17 protein-coding genes are annotated in these 20,825 nt (G+C 67.5%); 7 read left to right on the top strand and 10 right to left on the bottom strand.

Annotation, left to right across the window (positions count from 1 at the left end; genetic code table 11):
• The first annotated feature begins 3 nt into the window (after nt 1-3).
• The 4 genes from carB to ppdK all read left to right on the top strand — a co-directional run bounded on the left by carB (nt 4) and on the right by ppdK (nt 7,604).
• On the top strand, nt 4-3,336 hold the full coding sequence (carB, locus tag BKY59_RS03105) for a carbamoyl-phosphate synthase large subunit (RefSeq protein WP_076068634.1): 3,333 nt from the start codon (nt 4-6) through the stop codon (nt 3,334-3,336).
• An 82-nt stretch (nt 3,337-3,418) separates the two neighbouring features.
• On the top strand, nt 3,419-3,895 hold the full coding sequence (gene greA, locus BKY59_RS03100; RefSeq protein WP_076068633.1) for a transcription elongation factor GreA: 477 nt from the start codon (nt 3,419-3,421) through the stop codon (nt 3,893-3,895).
• 28 nt (nt 3,896-3,923) lie between these two features.
• Nucleotides 3,924-4,547 (top strand): rhomboid family intramembrane serine protease, encoded by a 624-nt coding sequence (locus tag BKY59_RS03095; RefSeq protein WP_076068632.1) that lies wholly within the window; start codon nt 3,924-3,926, stop codon nt 4,545-4,547.
• Nucleotides 4,548-4,916: 369 nt separating this feature from the next.
• Nucleotides 4,917-7,604 carry a pyruvate, phosphate dikinase gene (gene ppdK / locus BKY59_RS03090; protein WP_076068631.1) on the top strand — a complete coding sequence of 896 codons (2,688 nt, stop codon included), beginning with the start codon at nt 4,917-4,919 and terminating at the stop codon, nt 7,602-7,604.
• Nucleotides 7,605-7,734: 130 nt separating this feature from the next.
• Here the strand turns inward: ppdK and BKY59_RS03085 are convergent, their stop codons facing one another.
• From BKY59_RS03085 to BKY59_RS03050, 8 genes are all read right to left on the bottom strand, one after another.
• Nucleotides 7,735-8,235, bottom strand: a complete 501-nt coding sequence (locus tag BKY59_RS03085) for a hypothetical protein (protein ID WP_076068630.1) — start codon at nt 8,233-8,235, stop codon at nt 7,735-7,737.
• Between the two features lie 87 nt (nt 8,236-8,322).
• Entirely contained in the window at nt 8,323-9,312 is a 990-nt protein-coding gene (locus tag BKY59_RS03080) for a type II secretion system F family protein (protein WP_076068629.1), read from the bottom strand.
• Between the two features lie 16 nt (nt 9,313-9,328).
• The gene (locus tag BKY59_RS03075) at nt 9,329-10,297 is read right to left on the bottom strand and encodes a type II secretion system F family protein (protein WP_076068710.1); all 969 of its coding nucleotides are present in this window, start codon (nt 10,295-10,297) and stop codon (nt 9,329-9,331) included.
• Between the two features lie 49 nt (nt 10,298-10,346).
• On the bottom strand, nt 10,347-11,633 hold the full coding sequence (locus BKY59_RS03070; RefSeq protein WP_076068628.1) for a P-loop NTPase family protein: 1,287 nt from the start codon (nt 11,631-11,633) through the stop codon (nt 10,347-10,349).
• Nucleotides 11,633-12,274, bottom strand: a complete 642-nt coding sequence (locus tag BKY59_RS03065; RefSeq protein ID WP_076068627.1) for a CpaD family pilus assembly lipoprotein — start codon at nt 12,272-12,274, stop codon at nt 11,633-11,635. Before BKY59_RS03065 ends, BKY59_RS03070 begins: the two co-directional genes overlap by 1 nt.
• Nucleotides 12,275-12,299: 25 nt before the next feature.
• Nucleotides 12,300-13,799: a type II and III secretion system protein family protein gene (locus BKY59_RS03060; protein ID WP_083671840.1), complete on the bottom strand. Its 1,500-nt coding sequence runs from the start codon at nt 13,797-13,799 to the stop codon at nt 12,300-12,302.
• A gap of 1 nt (nt 13,800) precedes the next feature.
• Nucleotides 13,801-14,838 carry a Flp pilus assembly protein CpaB gene (gene cpaB, locus BKY59_RS03055; protein ID WP_076068626.1) on the bottom strand — a complete coding sequence of 346 codons (1,038 nt, stop codon included), beginning with the start codon at nt 14,836-14,838 and terminating at the stop codon, nt 13,801-13,803.
• Nucleotides 14,839-14,880: 42 nt separating this feature from the next.
• Entirely contained in the window at nt 14,881-15,351 is a 471-nt protein-coding gene (locus BKY59_RS03050) for an A24 family peptidase (protein ID WP_076068625.1), read from the bottom strand.
• A 56-nt stretch (nt 15,352-15,407) separates the two neighbouring features.
• Here BKY59_RS03050 and BKY59_RS03045 point away from each other — a divergent pair, with 56 nt between their 5' ends.
• Together BKY59_RS03045 and BKY59_RS03040 are read left to right on the top strand one after the other, a co-directional pair.
• Nucleotides 15,408-16,340 (top strand): alpha/beta hydrolase, encoded by a 933-nt coding sequence (locus tag BKY59_RS03045; RefSeq protein ID WP_240499932.1) that lies wholly within the window; start codon nt 15,408-15,410, stop codon nt 16,338-16,340.
• On the top strand, nt 16,337-17,458 hold the full coding sequence (locus BKY59_RS03040) for an NAD(P)/FAD-dependent oxidoreductase (RefSeq protein ID WP_076068623.1): 1,122 nt from the start codon (nt 16,337-16,339) through the stop codon (nt 17,456-17,458). Before BKY59_RS03045 ends, BKY59_RS03040 begins: the two co-directional genes overlap by 4 nt.
• Before the next feature lie 114 nt (nt 17,459-17,572).
• Here the strand turns inward: BKY59_RS03040 and trpS are convergent, their stop codons facing one another.
• Nucleotides 17,573-18,571 (bottom strand): tryptophan--tRNA ligase, encoded by a 999-nt coding sequence (gene trpS, locus BKY59_RS03035; RefSeq protein WP_076068708.1) that lies wholly within the window; start codon nt 18,569-18,571, stop codon nt 17,573-17,575.
• Nucleotides 18,572-18,755: 184 nt separating this feature from the next.
• On the opposite strand from trpS, the gene BKY59_RS17220 reads away from it, so the two are divergent.
• Nucleotides 18,756-18,992, top strand: a complete 237-nt coding sequence (locus BKY59_RS17220; protein WP_129586171.1) for a hypothetical protein — start codon at nt 18,756-18,758, stop codon at nt 18,990-18,992.
• A 201-nt stretch (nt 18,993-19,193) separates the two neighbouring features.
• On the opposite strand, the gene murJ is transcribed toward BKY59_RS17220, so the two are convergent.
• Nucleotides 19,194-20,774, bottom strand: coding sequence for a murein biosynthesis integral membrane protein MurJ (gene murJ / locus BKY59_RS03030; protein WP_076068622.1), 1,581 nt, complete (start codon nt 20,772-20,774; stop codon nt 19,194-19,196).
• Nucleotides 20,775-20,825 lie beyond the last annotated feature (51 nt).

Below are 20,825 nucleotides of genomic sequence, written 5' to 3'. Positions count from 1 at the left end.
ATCATGCCCAAGCGCACCGACATTTCCAGCATCCTCATCATCGGCGCCGGCCCGATCGTGATAGGGCAGGCCTGCGAGTTCGATTATTCGGGAACTCAGGCCGTCAAGGCTTTGAAAGAGGAGGGGTATCGGATCGTCCTGGTCAATTCCAACCCCGCCACGATCATGACCGATCCGGACATGGCCGACGCGACCTATGTCGAGCCGATCACGCCCGAGATCGTCGCCAAGATCATCGCCAAGGAGCGGCCCGACGCCGTCCTGCCGACGATGGGCGGGCAGACCGCGCTCAACACCGCGCTGGCCCTGGCGCGCGACGGGACGCTGGAAAAATATGGCTGCGTGATGATCGGCGCGGACGCCGAGGCGATCGACAAGGCCGAGGACCGGCTGAAGTTCCGGCAGGCGATGGACAGGATCGGGCTGGAAAGCCCGCGGTCGGACGTGGCCCACACGATCGACGAGGCGCTGGCGCTGATCGACACGGTGGGCTTGCCCGCGATCATCCGGCCGTCCTTCACGATGGGCGGCACCGGCGGCGGCATCGCCTATAATCGTGAGGAGTTCATCGCGATTGTGACCGGCGGGCTCGACGCATCGCCCACCACCGAAGTGCTGATCGAGGAATCGGTGCTGGGGTGGAAGGAGTATGAGATGGAGGTCGTGCGGGATCGCAACGACAACTGCATCATCATCTGTTCGATCGAAAATCTGGATCCGATGGGCGTCCATACCGGCGATTCGATCACGGTCGCCCCGGCGCTGACGCTGACCGACAAGGAATATCAGATCATGCGCAATGCATCGATCGCGGTATTGCGCGAAATCGGCGTCGAAACAGGTGGTTCCAACGTGCAATTCGCAGTCGATCCGAAGTCGGGCCGGCTGGTGGTGATCGAGATGAACCCGCGCGTGTCGCGGTCCTCGGCGCTTGCATCGAAGGCCACCGGCTTTCCGATCGCGAAGGTCGCGGCCAAGCTGGCGGTCGGCTACACGCTGGACGAGATCGACAACGACATCACCGGCGCGACGCCCGCGGCGTTCGAGCCGACGATCGACTATGTCGTGACGAAGATCCCGCGGTTCGCGTTCGAGAAGTTCAAGGGTGCCGACGACACGCTGTCGACGGCGATGAAGAGCGTCGGCGAAGTCATGGCAATCGGGCGCAATTTTCAGGAAAGCCTGCAAAAGGCGTTGCGCGGGCTGGAGACCGGCCTGTCGGGACTGAACTTCGTCGAGCAACTGCAGGGCGCGCGGCGCGACGTGATCGAGGCGGCGCTGTCGCGGCCGACGCCGGACCGGCTGCTGGTGGCGGCGCAGGCGCTGCGCGAAGGCTTCACGGTGGACGATGTGTGCCGCGTCGCGCGCTACGACCCGTGGTTCATGGAACAGCTGGCGGCGATCATCCGGGCCGAACAGCAGGTCGCGCAGGACGGATTGCCGCGCGATGCGGCGGGTCTGCGCCGGTTGAAGGCGATGGGCTTCTCCGACAAGCGGCTGGCGTTCCTGGCGCTGCAATCCGCCAACCTGCGCGGCATGGACCGGGCGCAGGCGCGCGGATCGGGCCTGATCCACGACGTGATGAAGGCGATGACCGGCGGCGTGACCGAGCAGGAGGTCCGTGCGCTGCGCCACAAGCTGGGCGTGCGGCCGGTGTTCAAGCGGATCGACACCTGCGCGGCCGAATTCGAGGCCAAGACGCCGTACATGTATTCGACCTACGAGGCGCCGACCTACGGCACCGCGGAGGACGAGGCGGTGCCGTCCGACCGGCGCAAGATCGTGATCCTGGGCGGCGGGCCGAACCGGATCGGGCAGGGGATCGAGTTCGACTATTGCTGCTGCCATGCCTGCTTCGCGCTGGGTGATGCCGGCTATGAGACGATCATGGTGAACTGCAACCCGGAGACGGTGTCGACCGACTATGACACGTCGGACCGGCTGTATTTCGAACCGCTGACCGCGGAGGATGTGCTGGAGATCCTGCACGTCGAACAGTCCAACGGGACGCTCGTGGGCGTGATCGTCCAGTTCGGCGGGCAGACCCCGCTGAAGCTGGCCGCCGAGCTGGAGGCTGCCGGCATCCCGATCCTCGGCACCAGCCCGGACGCGATCGACCTGGCGGAGGACCGCGAGCGGTTCGCCGACCTGATCGGCTCGCTCGGCCTGCTGCAACCGGCCAACGGCATCGCCCGCAGCCGGGACGAGGCGGTCGCGGTCGCGGACCGGATCGGCTACCCGGTGCTGATGCGCCCAAGCTATGTGCTGGGCGGGCGGGCGATGGAGATCGTCGACGGGCCGGCGCAGCTGGAAACCTATATCGCGACCGCGGTGCAGGTGTCGGGCGACTCCCCCGTGCTGATCGACCAGTATCTGCGCGACGCGATCGAGGTCGATGTCGACGCGCTGTGCGACGGGACGGACGTCGTGGTGGCGGGCGTGATGCAGCATATCGAGGAGGCGGGCGTCCATTCGGGCGACAGTGCCTGCTCGCTGCCGCCGTACAGCCTGACCGACGCGGTCATCGCCGAGATAGAGCGCCAGACGGTGGTGCTGGCGCATGCGCTGAAGGTCCGCGGGCTGATGAACATCCAGTTCGCGGTGCGCGACGGCGCGGTCTACCTGATCGAGGTGAACCCGCGGGCCAGCCGGACGGTACCGTTCGTGGCGAAGGCGATCGGCGTGCCGGTGGCCAAGATCGCGGCGCGGGTGATGGCCGGCGAGATGCTGGCCGACCTGCCGAAGATCGACCGCCGCATTGCGCATGTCGCGGTGAAGGAGGCGGTGTTCCCGTTCAACCGGTTCGCCGGGGTCGATCCGGTCCTGTCGCCGGAAATGAAGAGCACGGGCGAAGTCATGGGAATCGATCGCGATTTCCCAACGGCGTTCGCAAAGGCACAGCTGGGTGCCGGGGTCATGCTGCCGCTGACCGGCACCGTGTTCGTATCGGTGAAGGACGGTGACAAGCCGATCATCCTGCCGGCGGTCCGAGACCTCGTCTCGCTGGGGTTCCGGCTGGTCGCGACCGACGGCACCGCCGCCTATCTGAAGGCACAGAACGTGCCGGTCGAGGTGGTCAACAAGGTGGCGCAGGGCCGGCCGCATATCGTGGACCGGATCATCGACGGGGGTATCGCGCTGGTGTTCAACACCACCGAAGGATGGCAGTCGTTGCAGGACAGCGCGTCGATCCGCCGTGCCGCGCTGAAGCATCGGGTTCCGTCCTACACGACGGCGGCGGCGGGCGTGGCCACGGTGCGGGCGATCGCGGCGTTGCGGGACCGCAAGCTTGAAGTGCGGCCCTTGCAGGCATATTATCCAACATCGAACGTCTGACCACCACCATATCCGGGCAGGTGCGGGTGTCGTCCAAGGGGACGGCGCCCGCCGGACGATTTGTTACGAAGGGGTTTAGTTCATGGCGACGGTCGACAAGATGCCGATGCTGGCGGAAGGGCAGAAGATGCTCAGCGACCAGCTCGCGCTCCTGAAAGCCGAGCGGCCGGGCGTGATCGATTCGATCGAGGAAGCCCGCGCGCATGGCGACCTTTCCGAAAATGCGGAATATCATGCCGCCAAGGAACGGCAGGGCCAGATCGAGGCGATGATCGGCGATATCGAGGACAAGCTGTCCCGCGCGCAGGTGATCGACCCGACGACGCTGTCCGGCGACAAGGTGGTGTTCGGCGCGACCGTCCACCTGATCGACGAGGACGAGAAGCCGGTGAAGTATCAGCTGGTCGGCCAGACCGAGGCGGACGCCAAGCTGGGTCGGATCTCCTACAACTCGCCGCTGGGGCGTGCGCTGATCGGCCGGACGATTGATGACGAGATCGAGGTGACGGTGCCGTCGGGCGACCGTTATTACGTCGTGTCGAAGATCGAGTTCATTTGATCCCGTTCGACCGCGCGGGCTGACCGGCATGCGATTACCGCCCGCCCGCGCCACCGCCGTCCTGGTCGGCGCGACCTGCCTTGCGTGGGCCGTGGCCTCTCTGGGGCCGTGGAGCGACACGATCGGCGTCGTCGCAGGATTCATTCCGGCGCGGGTCGGTGGGCTCGCGCTGAACGGGGCGGTGCCGGTGTGGCTGACGCCGCTGAGTGCGACGCTGGTACATGCCGGTATCGTGCATCTGGCTTTCAACATGCTGATGCTCGGCTTTTGCGGGCGCTATGTCGAACCGTCGATCGGCTGGATCGGCGTGGTGACGCTGTATGTCGGTGGCGCCTATGCGGCGGCGGCGGCGCAATATGCGGTGGATCCGTCCGGCATGGTTGCGATGGTCGGGGCAAGCGGCGCGGTCTCGGCATTGTTTGCCGCCTATGCGCTGCTTTACGGGGAGCGCCGCGGGCGGTTCCGTGAAGGGCGGTTGGGGGCGGCGTTGCAGATCCTGTGGCTGGCGGCCGCGTGGATCGGGTTGCAGATTCTGGTGGGGTTCGCGACCGTGCAGGGCGGTCGGATCGCAACCGCGGCCCATGTCGGCGGGTTTCTGTTCGGGCTGCTGATGGCCAAGCCGCTGCTCCGGTTGCACTGGCGCAAGGCCTGACCGGGCCGGCGGGCCAGCGTTTCTCATCGCCCGGATTTCTCCTTTATGAGTCGTCATCCCGGACTTGATCCGGGATCCAGGGACGCAGACGCAGCGCCTGGAATTCTGGATCCCGGATCAAGTCCGGCATGACGGTGGGTTTGGGGGGTGGCTCAACCCCCCATCCTGCTGCTGCGACCGCCGGCTTCTCAAGCGATCAAACGGGTGCCTTGTTCGAAAGCGATTGGATCGATCCTCGACCGCCCAACCCCTGCCTCCTCATGGCCGATCGTAGCCCGGACCGGAATTTGTCCAGCGTTGTCAGGGTTGTCCTAGACGGGTCCGGGTCGCCAAGTGCGCGCAGTAAGTCGATTGCTTGAAGGAATGCCCATGGCCTCCGCACCCACCGCCGCCGTACCGCGTTATGTCTACCGCTTTGGCGGCGGAGTTTCCGATGGCGGCAAGGGCGACAAGAATCTGCTGGGCGGCAAGGGCGCGAACCTGGCGGAGATGGCGTCGATCGGGCTGCCGGTGCCGCCGGGGTTCACCATTTCGACCGAGATGTGCGTGCGTTACTATGACGAGGGCGAGCAGTTTCCGCAGTCGTTGCGCGACGAGGTGGCCGCGGGGCTGAAGCATATTGAGGGGATCACCGGCAAGGTGTTCGGCGATGCGGCCGACCCGTTGCTGGTGTCTGTCCGGTCCGGCGCGCGTGCGTCGATGCCGGGGATGATGGACACCGTGCTGAACCTGGGCCTGAACGACGAGACGGTCGCCGGGCTGGCGGCGGTGTCGGAGGATCCGCGTTTCGCCTGGGACAGCTACCGCCGCTTCATCCAGATGTATTCGGACGTCGTGCTGGAACTGGACCATGGCGCGTTCGAGGAAGCGCTGGAAATCGCCAAGGAAGACCGCGGCTATACGCTCGATACGCAGTTGAGCGCGGAGGACTGGCAGGCGCTGGTCACCGAATACAAGGCGATCGTGCTGGACCAGTGGAAGAAGCCGTTCCCGCAGGATGTGCATGAACAGTTGTGGGGTGCGGTCGGCGCGGTGTTCGGATCGTGGCAGTCCGAGCGCGCCAAGGTCTATCGCCGGCTGAACGATATTCCGGCCGCCTGGGGCACCGCGGTCAACGTGCAGGCGATGGTGTTCGGCAATATGGGCGATACGTCGGCGACCGGCGTGGCGTTCACGCGCGATCCGTCGAAGGGCGATCGGGCCTATTATGGCGAGTTCCTGATCAACGCGCAGGGCGAGGACGTCGTCGCCGGCATCCGCACGCCGCAATATCTGACGCTGGCGGCGCGTGAGGCGGCCGGCGCGCGCGCGGCGTCGATGGAAGAGGCCATGCCGGAGGTGTATGGCGAGCTGGCCAAGGTGTTCGACCTGCTGGAGACGCATTACCGCGACATGCAGGATATCGAATTCACCGTGGAACGCGGGCATCTGTGGATGTTGCAGACCCGCGCGGGCAAGCGGACCGCGAAGGCGGCGCTGAAGATCGCGGTAGACATGGCGGCCGAGGGGCTGATTTCGGAGGAGGAGGCGGTCGACCGTGTCGATCCGGCGGCGCTCGACCAGTTGCTGCATCCGACGCTGGACCCCAAGGCACCGCGCGACGTGATCGCCAAGGGGCTGCCCGCATCGCCGGGTGCGGCCTCCGGCACGGTCGTGTTCGATGCCGACACGGCGGAAAAGCGGTCCGAACAGGGCGTGTCGGTGATTCTGGTGCGGGTGGAGACGAGCCCCGAGGATATTCACGGGATGCACGCGGCGAAGGGCATCCTGACCGCGCGGGGCGGGATGACGAGCCACGCGGCGGTGGTGGCGCGGGGCATGGGGCGGCCCTGCGTGTCCGGCGTGGGCACGCTGAGCATCGATGCCAAGGCGAAGGTGATGAAGGTCGACGGGCGCGAGGTGCGCGAGGGCGACGTGCTGACCATCGACGGTTCGACCGGCGAGGTGATGCTGGGCGAGGTGCCAACGGTGCAGCCCGAGCTGTCGGGTGATTTCGCGGCGCTGATGGTGTGGGCCGACAAGGTCCGCCGGCTGAAGGTGCGGACCAATGCCGAGACGCCGAACGACTGCCGCACCGCGCGCGAGTTCGGCGCGGAGGGCATCGGGCTGTGCCGGACGGAGCATATGTTCTTCGACGCCGCGCGGATTACCGCGGTGCGGCAGATGATCCTGGCGGAGAATGAGGCGGGGCGGCGGAAAGCGCTGGCGCTGCTGCTACCCGAGCAGCGGTCCGATTTCGCCGAGATCTTCGAGATTATGGCGGGGCTGCCGGTGACCATCCGTTTGCTCGATCCCCCGCTGCACGAATTCCTGCCGCATGCGGAGGAGGAGTTCGTCGAGGTCGCGCGCGCGACCGGGCTGGGGCTGGAGGCGCTGAAGCGGCGTGCGGCGGAACTGCACGAGTTCAACCCGATGCTGGGCCATCGCGGGTGCCGGCTGGGCGTGACCTATCCCGAAATCTACGAGATGCAGGCCCGCGCGATCTTCGAGGCGGCGGTCGATGTGGCGGAGCGGACGGGTGCTGCGCCGATCCCCGAGGTGATGGTGCCGCTGGTCGGCACCGCGCGCGAGCTGGAGCTGATGAAGGCGGTGATCGACAAGGCGGCGGCGGCGGTGTTCGCCGACAAGGGCCGGACGATCGAATATCTGGTCGGCACGATGATCGAGGTGCCGCGCGCCGCGATCAAGGCAGGCGAGATCGCGGAGTTCGGAGAGTTTTTCAGCTTCGGCACGAACGACCTGACGCAGATGACGCTGGGTGTCAGCCGCGACGATGCCAGCCGGTTCCTGTCAGTCTATGTCGATCAGGGGATCTACGCGAAGGACCCGTTCGTCAGCCTGGACGTGGAGGGTGTCGGCGAGCTGATCGCACTGGCGGCGGAGCGCGGGCGTGCGGCGCGACCGGACATCAAGCTGGGTATCTGCGGCGAGCATGGCGGCGATCCGGCGAGCATCGCATTCTGCGAGAAGACCGGGCTGGATTATGTCTCGGCATCGCCATACCGGGTGCCGATCGCGAGGTTGGCGGCGGCGCAGGCGGCATTGCGGGCGCGGTGAACTCCTGCTTCCTCCCCCCATCGGGAGGGAGGGCTGGGGTAGGCTTTTCTGGGTAAAGCGCTGGTTGGGTAAGGTTCCCCAGACCAAGCTCCCCACCCAATCCTCCTCCGGTGGGGGGAGGGCTTTCAGGTCAAGAGAACAGGTGGCGGTGGTCGTCATGGCGGCCGGCGGCGAGCATGTCGGCCTGTTCGCGCCAGCGTTCGCGGGCGATGTGACCGGGCTGGACGCCCATCCGGCTTTCCAGTGCGGCTTCGTCGGCGGCGCTCATCCGGCTGATGTCGCGGTAGTCGTGGACGCCATGGTCGTTGAGCCGGGCGGCACCGCTCAGCCCGACGCCGCGGATCAGCGACAGGTCGTCGCACTGGCCGGTGCGGCCGTTGCCAAGCCCGCCGCCGATGCCGGCACCGAGACCGCCGGCGACCGGGGCGGCGCGTTCCAGTTCGGCGATGCGTGCGTTCGCGGCCGCAAGGCGCGTGTCATGTTCCGCCCGGAGCGCGGCATGATCCGCCTGTTCGGCCCGATAGGCGCGCCGCCATTTGGACGCGCCCGACCGCGACATGAGGCCGAGCAACCAGCCGAGCACGAGGACGAGCAAGAGCACCGCCCACTGATTGGTATCGAATCCCGGCATCGCGAACCTCCCTATATCTGCCATCCTCAACGGCGGGACGCGGGAAGTCGTTCCGCAGCGGTTATGACCCGACGGTCGGGGACAAATTCAACTGATGATGCTGTCCGAGATGGAGCAGGCCGCCGGGCCGAGGATGACGATGAACAGAACCGGGAGGATGAAAAGGATCAGCGGGACGGTCATGATCGCGGGCAGGCGCGCCGCCTTTTCTTCCGCCCGCATCATGCGTTCGTTGCGGAATTCGGCGGACAGCACGCGCAGCGCGGAGGCGAGTGGCGTGCCGTATTTTTCGGTCTGGATCATGGTGGTGACCACGCCGCGCACGGCATCGAGCGCGACCCGTTGCGCCAGGTTTTCGAATGCGGAACGGCGATCGGTCAGGAAGCCGAGTTCGATCGCCGTCAGCCCGAATTCGTCGCCGAGTTCGGGATAGGCCTTGCCCAGTTCCCTAGCCACGCGCGTGAAGGCGGCGTCCACGGTCAGCCCGGCTTCCGCGCAGATGACGAGCAGGTCGAGCGCGTCGGGCAGCCCTTTCTGGATTTCCTTCGAACGCTTCGAAATCTTGTTCTGCACGATGATGTCGGGCAGCTTGTAGCTGAAGATGAGTGTGCCGGCGGCCAGCCCGAACTGCTTCAGCGGGCTCCAGTCCGGAAACGCATCCATCCCGTAGATGTAGAAGGCCATGCCGCCGCCGAGTATGATCGGCAGAACGAGCCGCCCGAAGATCACCGCGATCGCGGCGTCCTTCGAACGGATGCCGGCCTGGATCAGTTTGTGCTGGGCGGCCTTCAGCTGCGAATCCTGCAACACCTTGAGCGACCCGAGCAGCGTGCGCATCCGGTCGGTCGCCTGGCTGGTGGTGTTCAGCTTCGTTCGGCGGCGGGAGGTGGACGCGGTGATACCGGCCTTCAGCTGTTCGCGCCGTTCGTTGAGCGCCTTCACCCGTTTCGCCATCGGATCGCGCACGCTGAGCGCGGTGTAGATCGCGAAGACGAGACACAGGGTCGCGAAGAAGGCCAGGATCGTCGCGACCCAGAGGACGTCGATGCCCAGCAGGGTGGGACCGGTGGATTCCATGATCGTCTGTCCCCGGTCAGATTTCGAAGCTGATCATCTGGGCCATGATGTAGGCACCGATCGACATCCAGACGATGCCGCCGCCGCCCGCGATCATCAGCCGCGGATCAGAGAAGAATTTGAGCATATATTCCGAGTTCACCATGTAGATCATGACGAACACGATGAACGGCAGCGCACCGAGGATGTAGGCCGAGGCGCGCGATTCCGACGCCATCGCCCTGACCTTGAGCTTCATCTGGCCACGCTTGCGCAGCACGTCCGCCAGATTGCCGAGCGTTTCGGCCAGGTTGCCGCCTGTTTCGCGCTGGATCGACAGGGTGATGACGAAGAACTGGAATTCCGGGGTCTCCAGCCGGTCCGCGGTTTCCTGCAACGCGGCCTCCATGGTGCGGCCGATCTTCATCTTGTCGGCGACGCCGCGAAACTCCACCCCGACCGGGCCGGGCACTTCGGACCCGACGACTCCCAGTGTCTCGGAGATCGGCAGGCCCGAGCGCAGCCCGCGGACCAGCAGTTCGATCGCGTCGGGGAATTTGGCGGTGAACGCCGCGATCCGCCGCGCGGTAACCAGGCCGACGAACTTGTACGGCAGCCCGATGCCCATGAACAACCCGACGAACAGGGCCAGCAGGACCGGCGCGCCCTTGACGAGCAGCAGGATCATCACGCCGAACCCGATCCCGATGGACACCAGCGCATATTTGCCGATCGTCCAGTCCTTGCCCGTCGCCTCCAGCTTGCGCGCGATCGTTTCGGGGTTGGGCAGCAGGCGGGTGAAATAGCTGTCGAGCCGCGTTTCGCGCTGTTGCAGGACGCGGCGCATCTGCGCTTCGACGACATTGGTGGTGCCGTGGCGCAGCTTGACCGCATCGATCCGCCGGTTCTGCGCCTTCGCCGCGGACGGCCCGGCGAAGGCCGCGACCAGCATGACGCCGGCCGAGAGCATCGCCGCGACCAGGATCAGGATGGGCATCATCGTCATCGACGGCATCCGCTGGATGGACGGGAGGGCAGGCGGCCGGCGATCGCCATCAGGCCTTCGCTTCCTTCGGCTTGCGCGCCGGCAGCATGGCCTTCAGGTCGCCGAACTTGCCCATCAGCGAACGCCCCCCCGCTCCGCCGGTCAGGACGGCGAGCGGCATGTCGGACGACGTGGTCAGCATGGCGGCCATGTCGAGCAATTGCTGGCCGAGTTTCGTGCCCTTGGCGACTTCGGCCAGCGGCTTGCCCAGCTTGGCGGCCTGCGCCGCCAGTTTCGGATCGAACGGCAGCAGTACATCGACCTTGCGTTCGATCGAGGATTCGAAATCCTTGCGGCTCACCTCGCTCTGGCCGGTGGGGGGCACGCGGTTGGCGACCACCACAATGCGTGATTGCGGCGCGGTCGTCTTCAGCCAAGACAGGATGCGGATCGTATCGCGGGTGGAGGCCAGCGTCAGATCCGCCACGACCAGCGTGACATGCGCATCCTGCATCAGCAGCGGATGCTGGACGAGCAGGTGGCGCGGCAGATCGATGACGGTGCATTCGAAAGCACCCTTCATCTCGTTCTGCAACTGGAAGAAGGCGGCGCCGTCGTTGGCGAGCGGCGCGGTGATCGGCGCCTCCGCCGACAGCACGGACAACCGCTGATTGGCCTTCACCATGGCGCGTTCGAGGAAAAGCCCGTCGATCCGGCCGGGATTTTCGATCGCGTCGGTCAGCCCGCGCCCGGGTTCCAGATCGAGCGCCAGCGCGCCGGTGCCGAAATGCACATCCAGATCGAGCAGCGCGGTGGTGCGGCCATGCTTCTCGCCGAACAGCCAGGCGCAGGAGGTGGCCAGCGTCGATGCGCCCACGCCGCCGCGCACGCCGACGACGGCACACATCAGATGCGGGCGGTCCACCGACGGTTCGGCGATGCGCGGCCCGGACAGCACCATCTGCGCATGGCCGAACGTATCGCGGACCTGATCGACCGAAAAGGGTTTCACGAGATAGTCGTGGATGCCCGACGCGACGAGATCACGGTACAGCCGCACGTCGTTGACCATGCCGGCCGCGATCACGATCGTGCCCGGCTCGCACACCTCTGCCAGGCCGTTGATGTCGTTCAGCGGATCGCCGCTTTCGGACATGTCGACGAACAGGATATTGGGGCTGGCCGCGACGGACAGCGACTGCACCGCGGCGCGCAGCCCGCCGAGATGGATCTTGCCCGCCGGCCAGCCGAGTTCGGTCACGACCGGGGCGAGGACATCGGCGGTCGCGCTGTCGCAGACATAGGCCGCGAACGGTTCCTTCAGCGCGCTGCTGCGGATCTGGAAGGGCGCGTTCATCACTTCCCTCCCGTGGCTTCGGATTTCACGGCGCCGGCGACGCCGGTGGGGATCAGTTCGTTGTACGCCTTGAGCGCGCGGGTCGCGGCCCGCGTGCTGAGGCTGGCCGACCCGTGTCGTCCGGTGATGAGGTCCTGCGGATCGGCGATCATCGCCGCCAGATTGCTGTTGGTGGCGCAGCCGTAGTTCCGGTCGGTCGACCCGTCGTTATAGGGTTGCGACGCGCTGGACCAGTTCGGGCAATTCGGCACGGAGGCGGTGCTGCGGCTGACGATGACACGCACCGTGCCGTCGGCGATCTGGCCCTCGGTCACGGGCGGCGTTTCGCCGATGAGCAGGCCGTAGCGCGCGGCCACGCGGGCGATGGCGTCCTGCATCGACCGGCTGCCATTGGCGCCGTCGTCCACGGTGACGCGGTCGCCATAGCCGACCTTCAGCGAGTCGAACCAGCCGGTCAGGCGGCGATCCTCGCCATCGGCCAGGCCGTCATAGGCGGCGCGCACGTCGAGCGCATAATCCTGTCGAGACACGAGCGGCTGGTTGATCGATTCCAGCCCGCGGTTGTCGGAATGGGTGGCGGAACTGCAGCCGGTGACCGCAAGGGCGGTGCCAGCGAGGGCGGAGAGGACGAGGGCACGCATCGGGCGACTTCCTTTTCGTCGGCAGTCAGAAGGAGAAGCCGGGGGCGGCGACGGGGGCGGCCGGCGATGAACCCGGCAGCGGCGGACGCCCCCGGCCGGACGGCACCCCCGCCATCGGCCGCACCGGCGCCGATTGCACCGCGCGGGGCACGGGCCGGCGCGCGTTGGTTCCCTCCGCCAACTGTCCGCCCAGAATCCGGGCGGCGTCGTTCGGCGAACGATAGCCGTCCGTCGGCAGCACGATCCGGTTCGCATCGACCGGCTTGACCAGATAGGGGGTCACCACGATCACCAGTTCGGTTTCCTTGCGCTGGAAACTGTTCGACCGGAACAGCGCGCCGATGACCGGCAGGTCGCCCAGGAACGGCGCCTTGGTGATGGCATTGTTCTGGTTGTTCGACAGCAGGCCGCCGATCACCATCGATTCGCCGGAACCCAGTTCCAGCGTCGTTTCCGTCCGGCTTGTGGTGATGCCCGGAATGGTGAAGCCGCTGAGCGTCACCGATCCCGCACTGGTCAGCTGCGACACTTCGGGGCGGACGCGCATGGAAATGCGGCCATCGGACAGCACGAACGGAGTGAAGGACAGGCTGACGCCATATTGCTTATATTCGACCGACACCGCGCCGAGCCCCTGGCTGACGGGGATCGGAATTTCACCACCGGCCAGGAAACTGGCGGTTTCACCCGACAGCGCGGTCAGATTCGGATTGGCCAGCGTGGTGACGAAGCCATTCTGTTCGGCAAGGTCGAGCGCCGAGATGATGTCTAGGCCGAACAGCTTGCCGCTGAAGCGCAAAGTCGATCCGATATCACCGCGCAGGACCTTCAACGTGTCGACATCGATGCTGCTGCCCTGTGCGATGCCGAAGCCGAAGCCGCCCGTGCTGTCGCTGGTAAGCAGGTTGACGCCGACATTTTTCAGGAACGAGCGGCTGACTTCCGCGATGCGGACCTGGAGGTTGACCTGGAGCGGGGTGGCGGTCTTCAGCCGGCTGACGACCTGCGTCGCCTCCCCCGAGAACGCCTGGACCAAGCGGGTGGCCTCCCCCACGTCGTCCGGCGTCGCCACGGTGCCGGTCAGCAGGACCATGCCGTTGATCGGGGTCGCGGTGATCGCCGCATCGGGCATCGCCAGATCGAGCATCTGATCGAGATTGGTGATGTTCTGACCGACGCGGACGGTAGCGGACCAGACGACCGCGCCCGATTTGTCGGTGGCCGACATCGTGGTTTCGCCCGCGGCCTTGCCGAAGACGTAGAGCTGGGTGCCGGACCGGACCTGGACGTCGGCGACTTTTTCATCGGCGACGAACAGGTCGGACATGGCGCGCGGCAGGCGGACCATTTCGCCGCGCCCGACGGAAATCTGCATCACGTGGCCACCGGCATCGGCCGAACGCGGGGCCATGCGCGGCGCGGCGAGGGCAGGGCCGGGCACGCCGACTGCGAGTCCGGCCGCGATGCCCGCCGTGATCAGCGCGCCGATCGCGCCGGCATGGGGCGCGGCGATCTTCAAGCGCATCTCACTTCCCTCCAGTGGGGACGACGGTGACGGCGTTGCCGCGCGCGATGCGCACGACCGGGCCGGTTACGACCGCGGGGGCGCCGGACGCTGTCGCCACGGCGGCCGGCACGGCCATGGACATGCCCGACCCGCCGGATGGCGCGGACGGGGCGGGGCGGGGCACGGTGGAACGCTGGAACCGTGACACGTCGGCACCGGTCGAATAGCTCGAGTCGCCTTCCTGGGGCCGGCTCGCGACCTCCAGCAGCATGCGGCGTTCGGCGCGCGGATCGGCCGAGTCCGGGACCGAAACCTCACCCGCGGCGATGGCGCGTTCCAGTTCGGCGGTGTTGTCCGCGATCGATCGCAGCGATAGCGACATCGACCCGACGGTCTGCGCCACGGCCAGCTTCTCGGCGATCTTGGGCGTCGCTTCGACCGTGACGCTGGAGAAGGTGGAGACCACCGACTTGCCTTCCTCGTTCACGGTATTGTCGGTGCGCTGGTCGGTGGCGAGCACGCGGACGTTGCGCAGGATGGTCTCGGCGGCCTTCAACGGTTCCCCCTCGCCGCCGCCGACCGACTGGGTCAGCACCACATCGACACGATCCCCGGGGAAGACGAAGCCGGCAACGCCCGCCTGGCTGCTGACCGCCAGCGTGACGGCGCGCATGCCGGGGCCGAGCGCGGCGGCCAGGAAGCCGCGGTCGCCGGGCTTCACCAGCGACCCTTGCGTCACGGGCTGGCCGGCGGTGATCTCCTGCCGGACGACGGTGCCCTGCAGGGCGGCGACATCGCTTTCGCCCTTCAGATAATAGGCTTTCTCGATCAGGTCCTTGGGCCAGGCGGTGTAGCGGAAGCTTTCCGGCCCGATGATCGTGCCGACCGGCAGTGCGCGGGTGGCGACCAGCACTTCCGGCCCGACCGGAACGGCCTCCGGGGTCGTGGCCAGCGCGCTCGGCGCGCCGCTGCCGGATACCATCGACCGCACGGCGAAGGCGGATATGCCTGCCATCAGCAATGCTCCGGCGAGCAGGCCAAGCTTCTTACCATCCATGTCGTCGACAGCCTCCAGATCGGTTCTGCGAACCCTGCCCTGCTATGGTAGCGGCACGGTTAAGATATCGTTCGCGATGATCCACAGGGTGGCCGCGACGATGGCGACCCCATAGGGGATCTCGGGCTGTCCGGGCTTGCGGGCGATGCGGTGCGCGAGCAGCACGACCAGCGTCAGGACGCCGCCCACCAGCGCCATCGCGGTCAGCATCGGCAGGACCGTGACGGGCGGCAGCCAGAGCGCCACGGCGGCGATCAGCTTTACATCGCCGCCGCCCATCGCACCCAGCGCGAAGAAGCCGGCGAAGACGACGAACAGCGCGACCGCGATGCCCAGGTGCAGCGCCATGCCCGGCCACGGATCGACACCGGACGCCCACCACCAGAGCGGCGCCGCCAGCGCGATGCCGGCGTTGAGTGCGTTCGGGATCTCCCTGGTCCGGATATCGCCCCAGGCGGCCATGAGAAGTGCCGCGCAGAACAGCGCCAGCAGCAGGATCGGGGGCCATAACATGGCGTTCGGCACTAGACGGACTTGCTTAGCAAACCGTAACGGGGGGTATGCCGCCCATGCCCTTCGATCGCCGCGCCATACCGCGCGGGCTGCTGTTCGACTGCTGGACCGCGCCGGACGGCCGGGCGATGCGCCGGTTCCACTGGGCGCAGCCGGACGGGCGGCCGCCCCGGGGGCGTTTGCTGTTCCAGACGGGCCGCGCGGATTTCGCCGAGAAATATCTGGAGACCATCGCGCACTGGCATGCCGCGGGGTGGGACGTGACGGGGTTCGACTGGCGCGGGCAGGGCGGGTCGCGGGGCGACGGTGACGGGGACGGAACCGGCACGTCGGCCCGCGGGATCGAGGCGATGCTGGACGACCTGCGCGGCTTCGTCCGCGACTGGCGGCGAACGGACGGGGTGCGCCATGTCGCGGTGGGTCATTCGATGGGCGGGCACCTGCTGCTGCGCCTGCTGGCCGAGCGGGACGTGGGTATCGACCGCGCCGTGCTGGTCGCGCCGATGCTGGGACTGAACAGCCGGCCGTTGCCGCCCATGCTGGCCGCCGGGATCGCGCGGGCGGCGCAGCGGATGGGGCAGGGCGACCGCCCGCTGGCGCACCGTAGGACGGCGGCGATCGGGCGACAGGGCCGGCTGACCGGCGATGCGGATCGCTATGCCGACGAAACGCATTGGGTGGGGCTGCACCCGGCCTACCGCGTGGTGCCACCGCGCTGGGGCTGGGTAGCGGGCGCCTATCGATCGATCGCGCGGTTGCAGGCGCCGGGCGTGCTGGAGGGGATCGCAGTGCCGACGCTGCTGGTGGGGACGGAGCGCGACCGGCTGATCGATCCGCGCGCCATTCGGGCGGCGGCGGCGCGGATGCCGGCCGCGACGCTGGTAATGCGGACGGACGGCGCGCACGAACTGCTGCGCGAGGTGGACGCCGTCCGCGATGCCGTGCTGGCGCGGATCGATGCGTTCCTGACCGAGGAGGACGGCGGGTGATCCACGACATCGCCATCATCGGCGCGGGCATGGCGGGGGCGAGCCTGGCGAGCGGGCTGGGCGGCGCGGGGCGCGTGCTGCTGATCGAGGCCGAGTCGCAGCCCGGATATCATGCGACGGGCCGGTCGGCGGCGTTCTGGACCGAAAGCTATGGCGGGCCGGCGGTGCAGCCGCTGACGACGGCGTCGCACGGCTGGCTGGCCGACGGCGGGTTCCTGGCGCCGCGCGGGGCCGTCCATCTGGCGGGGCCGGGGGATGCGGGGCTGCTGGATGCGATGCTGGCGACGTTCGGGGACCGGATCCGGCTGGAACGGCTGGACCGGGCGGCGCTGGAGGCGATGATCCCCGGTCTGCGGCCGGGCCATGCGCATGCGCTGCTGGAGCCGAGTTGTCGCGATATCGACGTCGCGGCGCTGCACGCCGACTATCTGGCGCGCGGCCGGCGGGCGGGGGTTGATCTGTTGCGCGATGCGCGGGTGGCCGGGATGGCACGGCGGGACGGGGTCTGGGACCTGGCGCTGGCGGACGGGCGACGGGTGGCGGCTCGTATTGTCGTCAACGCCGCGGGGGCGTGGGCCGGGGCGGTGGCGGCGATGGCGGGCGCGAGGCCGATCCCGATCGCGCCGCTGCGCCGGACCATGGTGCAGCTGGCGGTGTCGCCCGCGCCGTCGCCCGCGCTGCCGCTCGTCATCGATATTGCCGGGACCTATTATATGAAACCCGATGCCGGGGGGCGGCTATGGCTGTCGCCGCATGACGAGACACCCGCGCCGCCGGGCGACGCGGCGCCGGACGAGCTGGACGTCGCGGTGGCGATCGACCGGCTGCAACGCACGGTGGACTGGACGGTGCTGGCGCGCGAACGGGCGTGGGCGGGGCTGCGCAGCTTCGCGCCGGACAGGGCGCCGATCTATGGGTTCGACACGCAGGCGGCCGGTTTCTTCTGGTTCGCGGGGCAGGGCGGGTTCGGTATCCAGACCGCGCCCGCCGCCGCGATGATCGGCGCGGCGCTGCTGACCGGGGGTGATCTGCCGGACGTGGTGGCGGCGGTGGATGTGGAGCGTTACGGGCCGGGGCGGTTCGGGCAGGCGGCTAAGCTAACGGCGCTCAGGACGTGATGATCATAAGGTAATCTGCGCCAGACCCCGTTTGGCCCGAGCCCGGAGTTCTCGACAAGCTCGAATTAAACGGGGGCCGCAGGAACGGATAAGCCCGAGGACGGCCTGCGTCGGTCAGAGCCCCAGCGCGGCGTAGGCGCTGGCCAGCGTGGGGGCGGCGAGCGTGCGGGCGCGGGCGGCACCGTCGGCAAGCAGCCGGTCGAGTTCGGCGGGATCGGCACGGAAGGTTTCGAGCCGCGCGCGGATCGGCGACAGCGTTTCGACCGCGAGCTCGGCGAGTGCAGGCTTGAACGCGCCGAAGCCCTTGCCCGCGTGGGTTGCCAGCACCTGATCGGGCGTCACGCCCGCCAGCGCGGCATAGATGCCGACGAGGTTGCGCGCCTCCGGCCGGTCGGCGAGTTCGGCCACGGTGGCGGGAAGCGCGTCGGCGTCCGACTTGGCCTTGCGGATCTTCGCAGCGATCGTGTCCGCATCGTCGGTCAGCGCGATGCGGCTGGCGTCCGACGGATCGGACTTCGACATCTTGGCGGTGCCGTCGCGCAACGACATGATGCGCGCGGCGGCGGGCGGGATGATCGGTTCGGGCAGGGTGAACAGGTCGCTGCCGGTGTCGGCGTTGAACTTCGTCGCGATGTCGCGCGCCAGTTCGAGATGCTGCTTCTGGTCCTCGCCCACCGGCACATGCGTGGCCTGATACAGCAGGACGTCCGCGGCCTGCAGCACCGGGTAGGCGAACAGGCCGACCGAGGCACCCTCGCGGTTCTTGCCGGACTTCTCCTTGAACTGCGTCATGCGGTTCAGCCAGCCGATGCGGGCGGTGCCGTTCAGCAGCCAGCACAGCTCGGTATGGGCGGGGACATGGGCCTGACGGAACAGGATGGCGCGCGTGGGATCGATACCGCAGGCGATGATCGTCGCCGCCATCTCGCGGATGTTCGCGGCGAGAAGCACGGGGTCGTTATGGACGGTGATCGCGTGGAGATCGGCGAGGAAGAACAGGCATTCGCCGTCCGCCGGCATCTCGTCCTGCATCCGCACCCAGTTGCGGATCGCGCCCAGATAATTGCCGAGGTGGAGGTTTCCGGTGGGCTGGATGCCCGAGACGATACGCATGGCCATAGCGGGGCCTGTCGCCGAGGGCGGGGGCGGCGTCAAGCGCGGGGTTGGGGAGGGGAGGCCTGTTTGGAGCCGCGACGGTGGAGGAGGGACCATTGTCCGCTACCGCCCAATTGCGGACATTCGCACCTCGAAACGCTTCCCGCTTGCGAATGAGGCCAAATGCCGAGAATGTCACCGCATGAGCGGAGCAGACCTATACGCCTTGTTGGGCGGTATTCTTCAGATTGGTTGGGCAGGGTATCAACTTGTTCGCCTCTACCGCACGGGTGAAATAGCCGCCCTCCACTACCTGCCGTTGTCGGCAAACCGGAACGATCCGGCTTTGTGGCGAGGGTTTATCACCGCTGTTGATTTCGTATTTCTCTGCCTTGGTTTGGCGCTGGTAGCTAACCCGGTGATGGCCTTTCTGCGATAGTTGCCAAACGCGGAACGTCCGCTTTCCACCACATTCAGACATTGCTGGGGCGATCTAAGAGCCTTCGGGCAACGATAACATCGGCTCGATATGTCTCCGGTTCCATTTGGTTCGAGCCTGTCGAGAACCCTGCGCGTGGTTCTCGACAGGCTCGAACCAAACGAGGTCAGAGGATCGTGAACGCGTTGTATGGCATTACGCTCACCCCCGCTTCCGCAGTCCCTTGAGCTCCGCAATCGAGAAAGCTCGGAAGAGGAAGGCGGCGGCGGCGTAAGTGAGGGCGCCGGCGGCGATAAGCGCGGTGAGGGCGGCGGCGCGGATCGGGATGGGGCCGGCGGTGTAGGGGTCGACCAGCGGGTTCAGGAGCAGCAGGACGGCGCCCATGGCGACGCTGGCGGCGCCGAGCCGCACGGTGCGGCGGGCGAGTTGCACGTCGACCGCGAAATGGCCACGGCGGCGGAGCGTGATGTAGAGCATCGCGACGTTGAGCCACGCCGCGGCGGCGGTCGAGAAGGCGAGGCCGACATAGCCGAGCGGCGTCAGGAACACGAAGCCGAGGTTGAGGGCGAGGTTGGCGACCATCGCGATCATCGCGATCCGCACGGGGGTGCGCGTGTCCGACCGGGCGTAGAAGCCGGGGGTGAGGACCTTGATGAGGATGTAGGCGGGCAGACCGAACGAAAAGGCGGTGAGGGCGGCGGCACAGCCCTCGGTCGCCTCCGCGGTGAAGCGCAGCCCCTGGAACAGCCCGCGGACGAGCGGGGTGGCGGACAGCATCAGCGCGATGGTGGCGGGGAGCGTCAGGAGCAGCGACAGCTCGATCGCGCGGTTCTGGGTGTGGACCGCGGCGGCGGCGTTGCCCGACCCGATCTGGCGGGAGAGCGCGGGCAGGATGGCGGTGCCGACGCCGATGCCGATCAGGCCGAGCGGGAGCTGGTTCAGCCGATCCGCATAATAGAGGTAGGATACCGCCCCTTCGCCGAGGAAGCCGGAGGCGAGCATGGTCGAGATCAGCAGGTTGAACTGCACCGCGCCCGCGCCGATCGCGGCGGGCCAGATGATGGCCAGGAGCTTGCGAACCTGCGGGGTGAGCCGTGGACGCTTGAGTTTCAGGACGATGCCCGCGCGGCGGCAGGACCAGATGAGCCAGGCGAGCTGCGCCACGCCCGAGACGGTGACGGCGATCGCCTGCGTCCGCGCGGTGTCGATGCCGGTATGGCCGCGGAAGAAGACAAGGCCCGCGATCATGCAGAGGTTGAGCAGGACGGGGGCGGCGGCGTTGACCCAGAAGCGGCCGAGCGAGTTCAGAATACCGCCGAGAAGCGACACCAGCGAGATGAGCATGAGATAGGGAAAGGTGATGCGGGTGAGTTCGGTGGCGAGCGCCAGCTTGTCCGCGCCGCCGCTTTCGCGGAAGCCGAAGGTGATCGCCCAGACGACGGGTCCGGGGACGAGCATGACGAGCGTGGTGAAGACCGCGAGAAACGGGAACAGGACCGACAGCACGTCCTCGGCAAAGCGGCGGCCGGCGGGGAGGCCGTCCTTGCCGTCCTGCTCGCCCTCGGCAATCGTGCGGTTGAACATGGGGACGAAGGCGGAGGCGAACGCGCCCTCCGCGAACAGCGCGCGGAACAGGTTGGGGAGCCGCCACGCGACGAGGAACGCATCCGATGCGAAGCCCGCGCCGACGAACCGCGCCATCAGGATGTCGCGAACGAGCCCCAGAATACGGCTGATGAGGGTGAACCCGCCGATGGTCGCGGTGTTGCGGACGAGGCTCATGCGGGGTTCCTCATTTCCGGGCGGTGTGGTGGTGGTGGCGCGGCTGGGCGG

This window comes from Sphingomonas montana, from assembly GCF_001956315.1.
Classification (GTDB): domain Bacteria; phylum Pseudomonadota; class Alphaproteobacteria; order Sphingomonadales; family Sphingomonadaceae; genus Sphingomonas_R; species Sphingomonas_R montana.
Note: the sequence above shows the minus strand (reverse complement) of the source record. Positions and strands in the feature narration are given on the sequence as shown.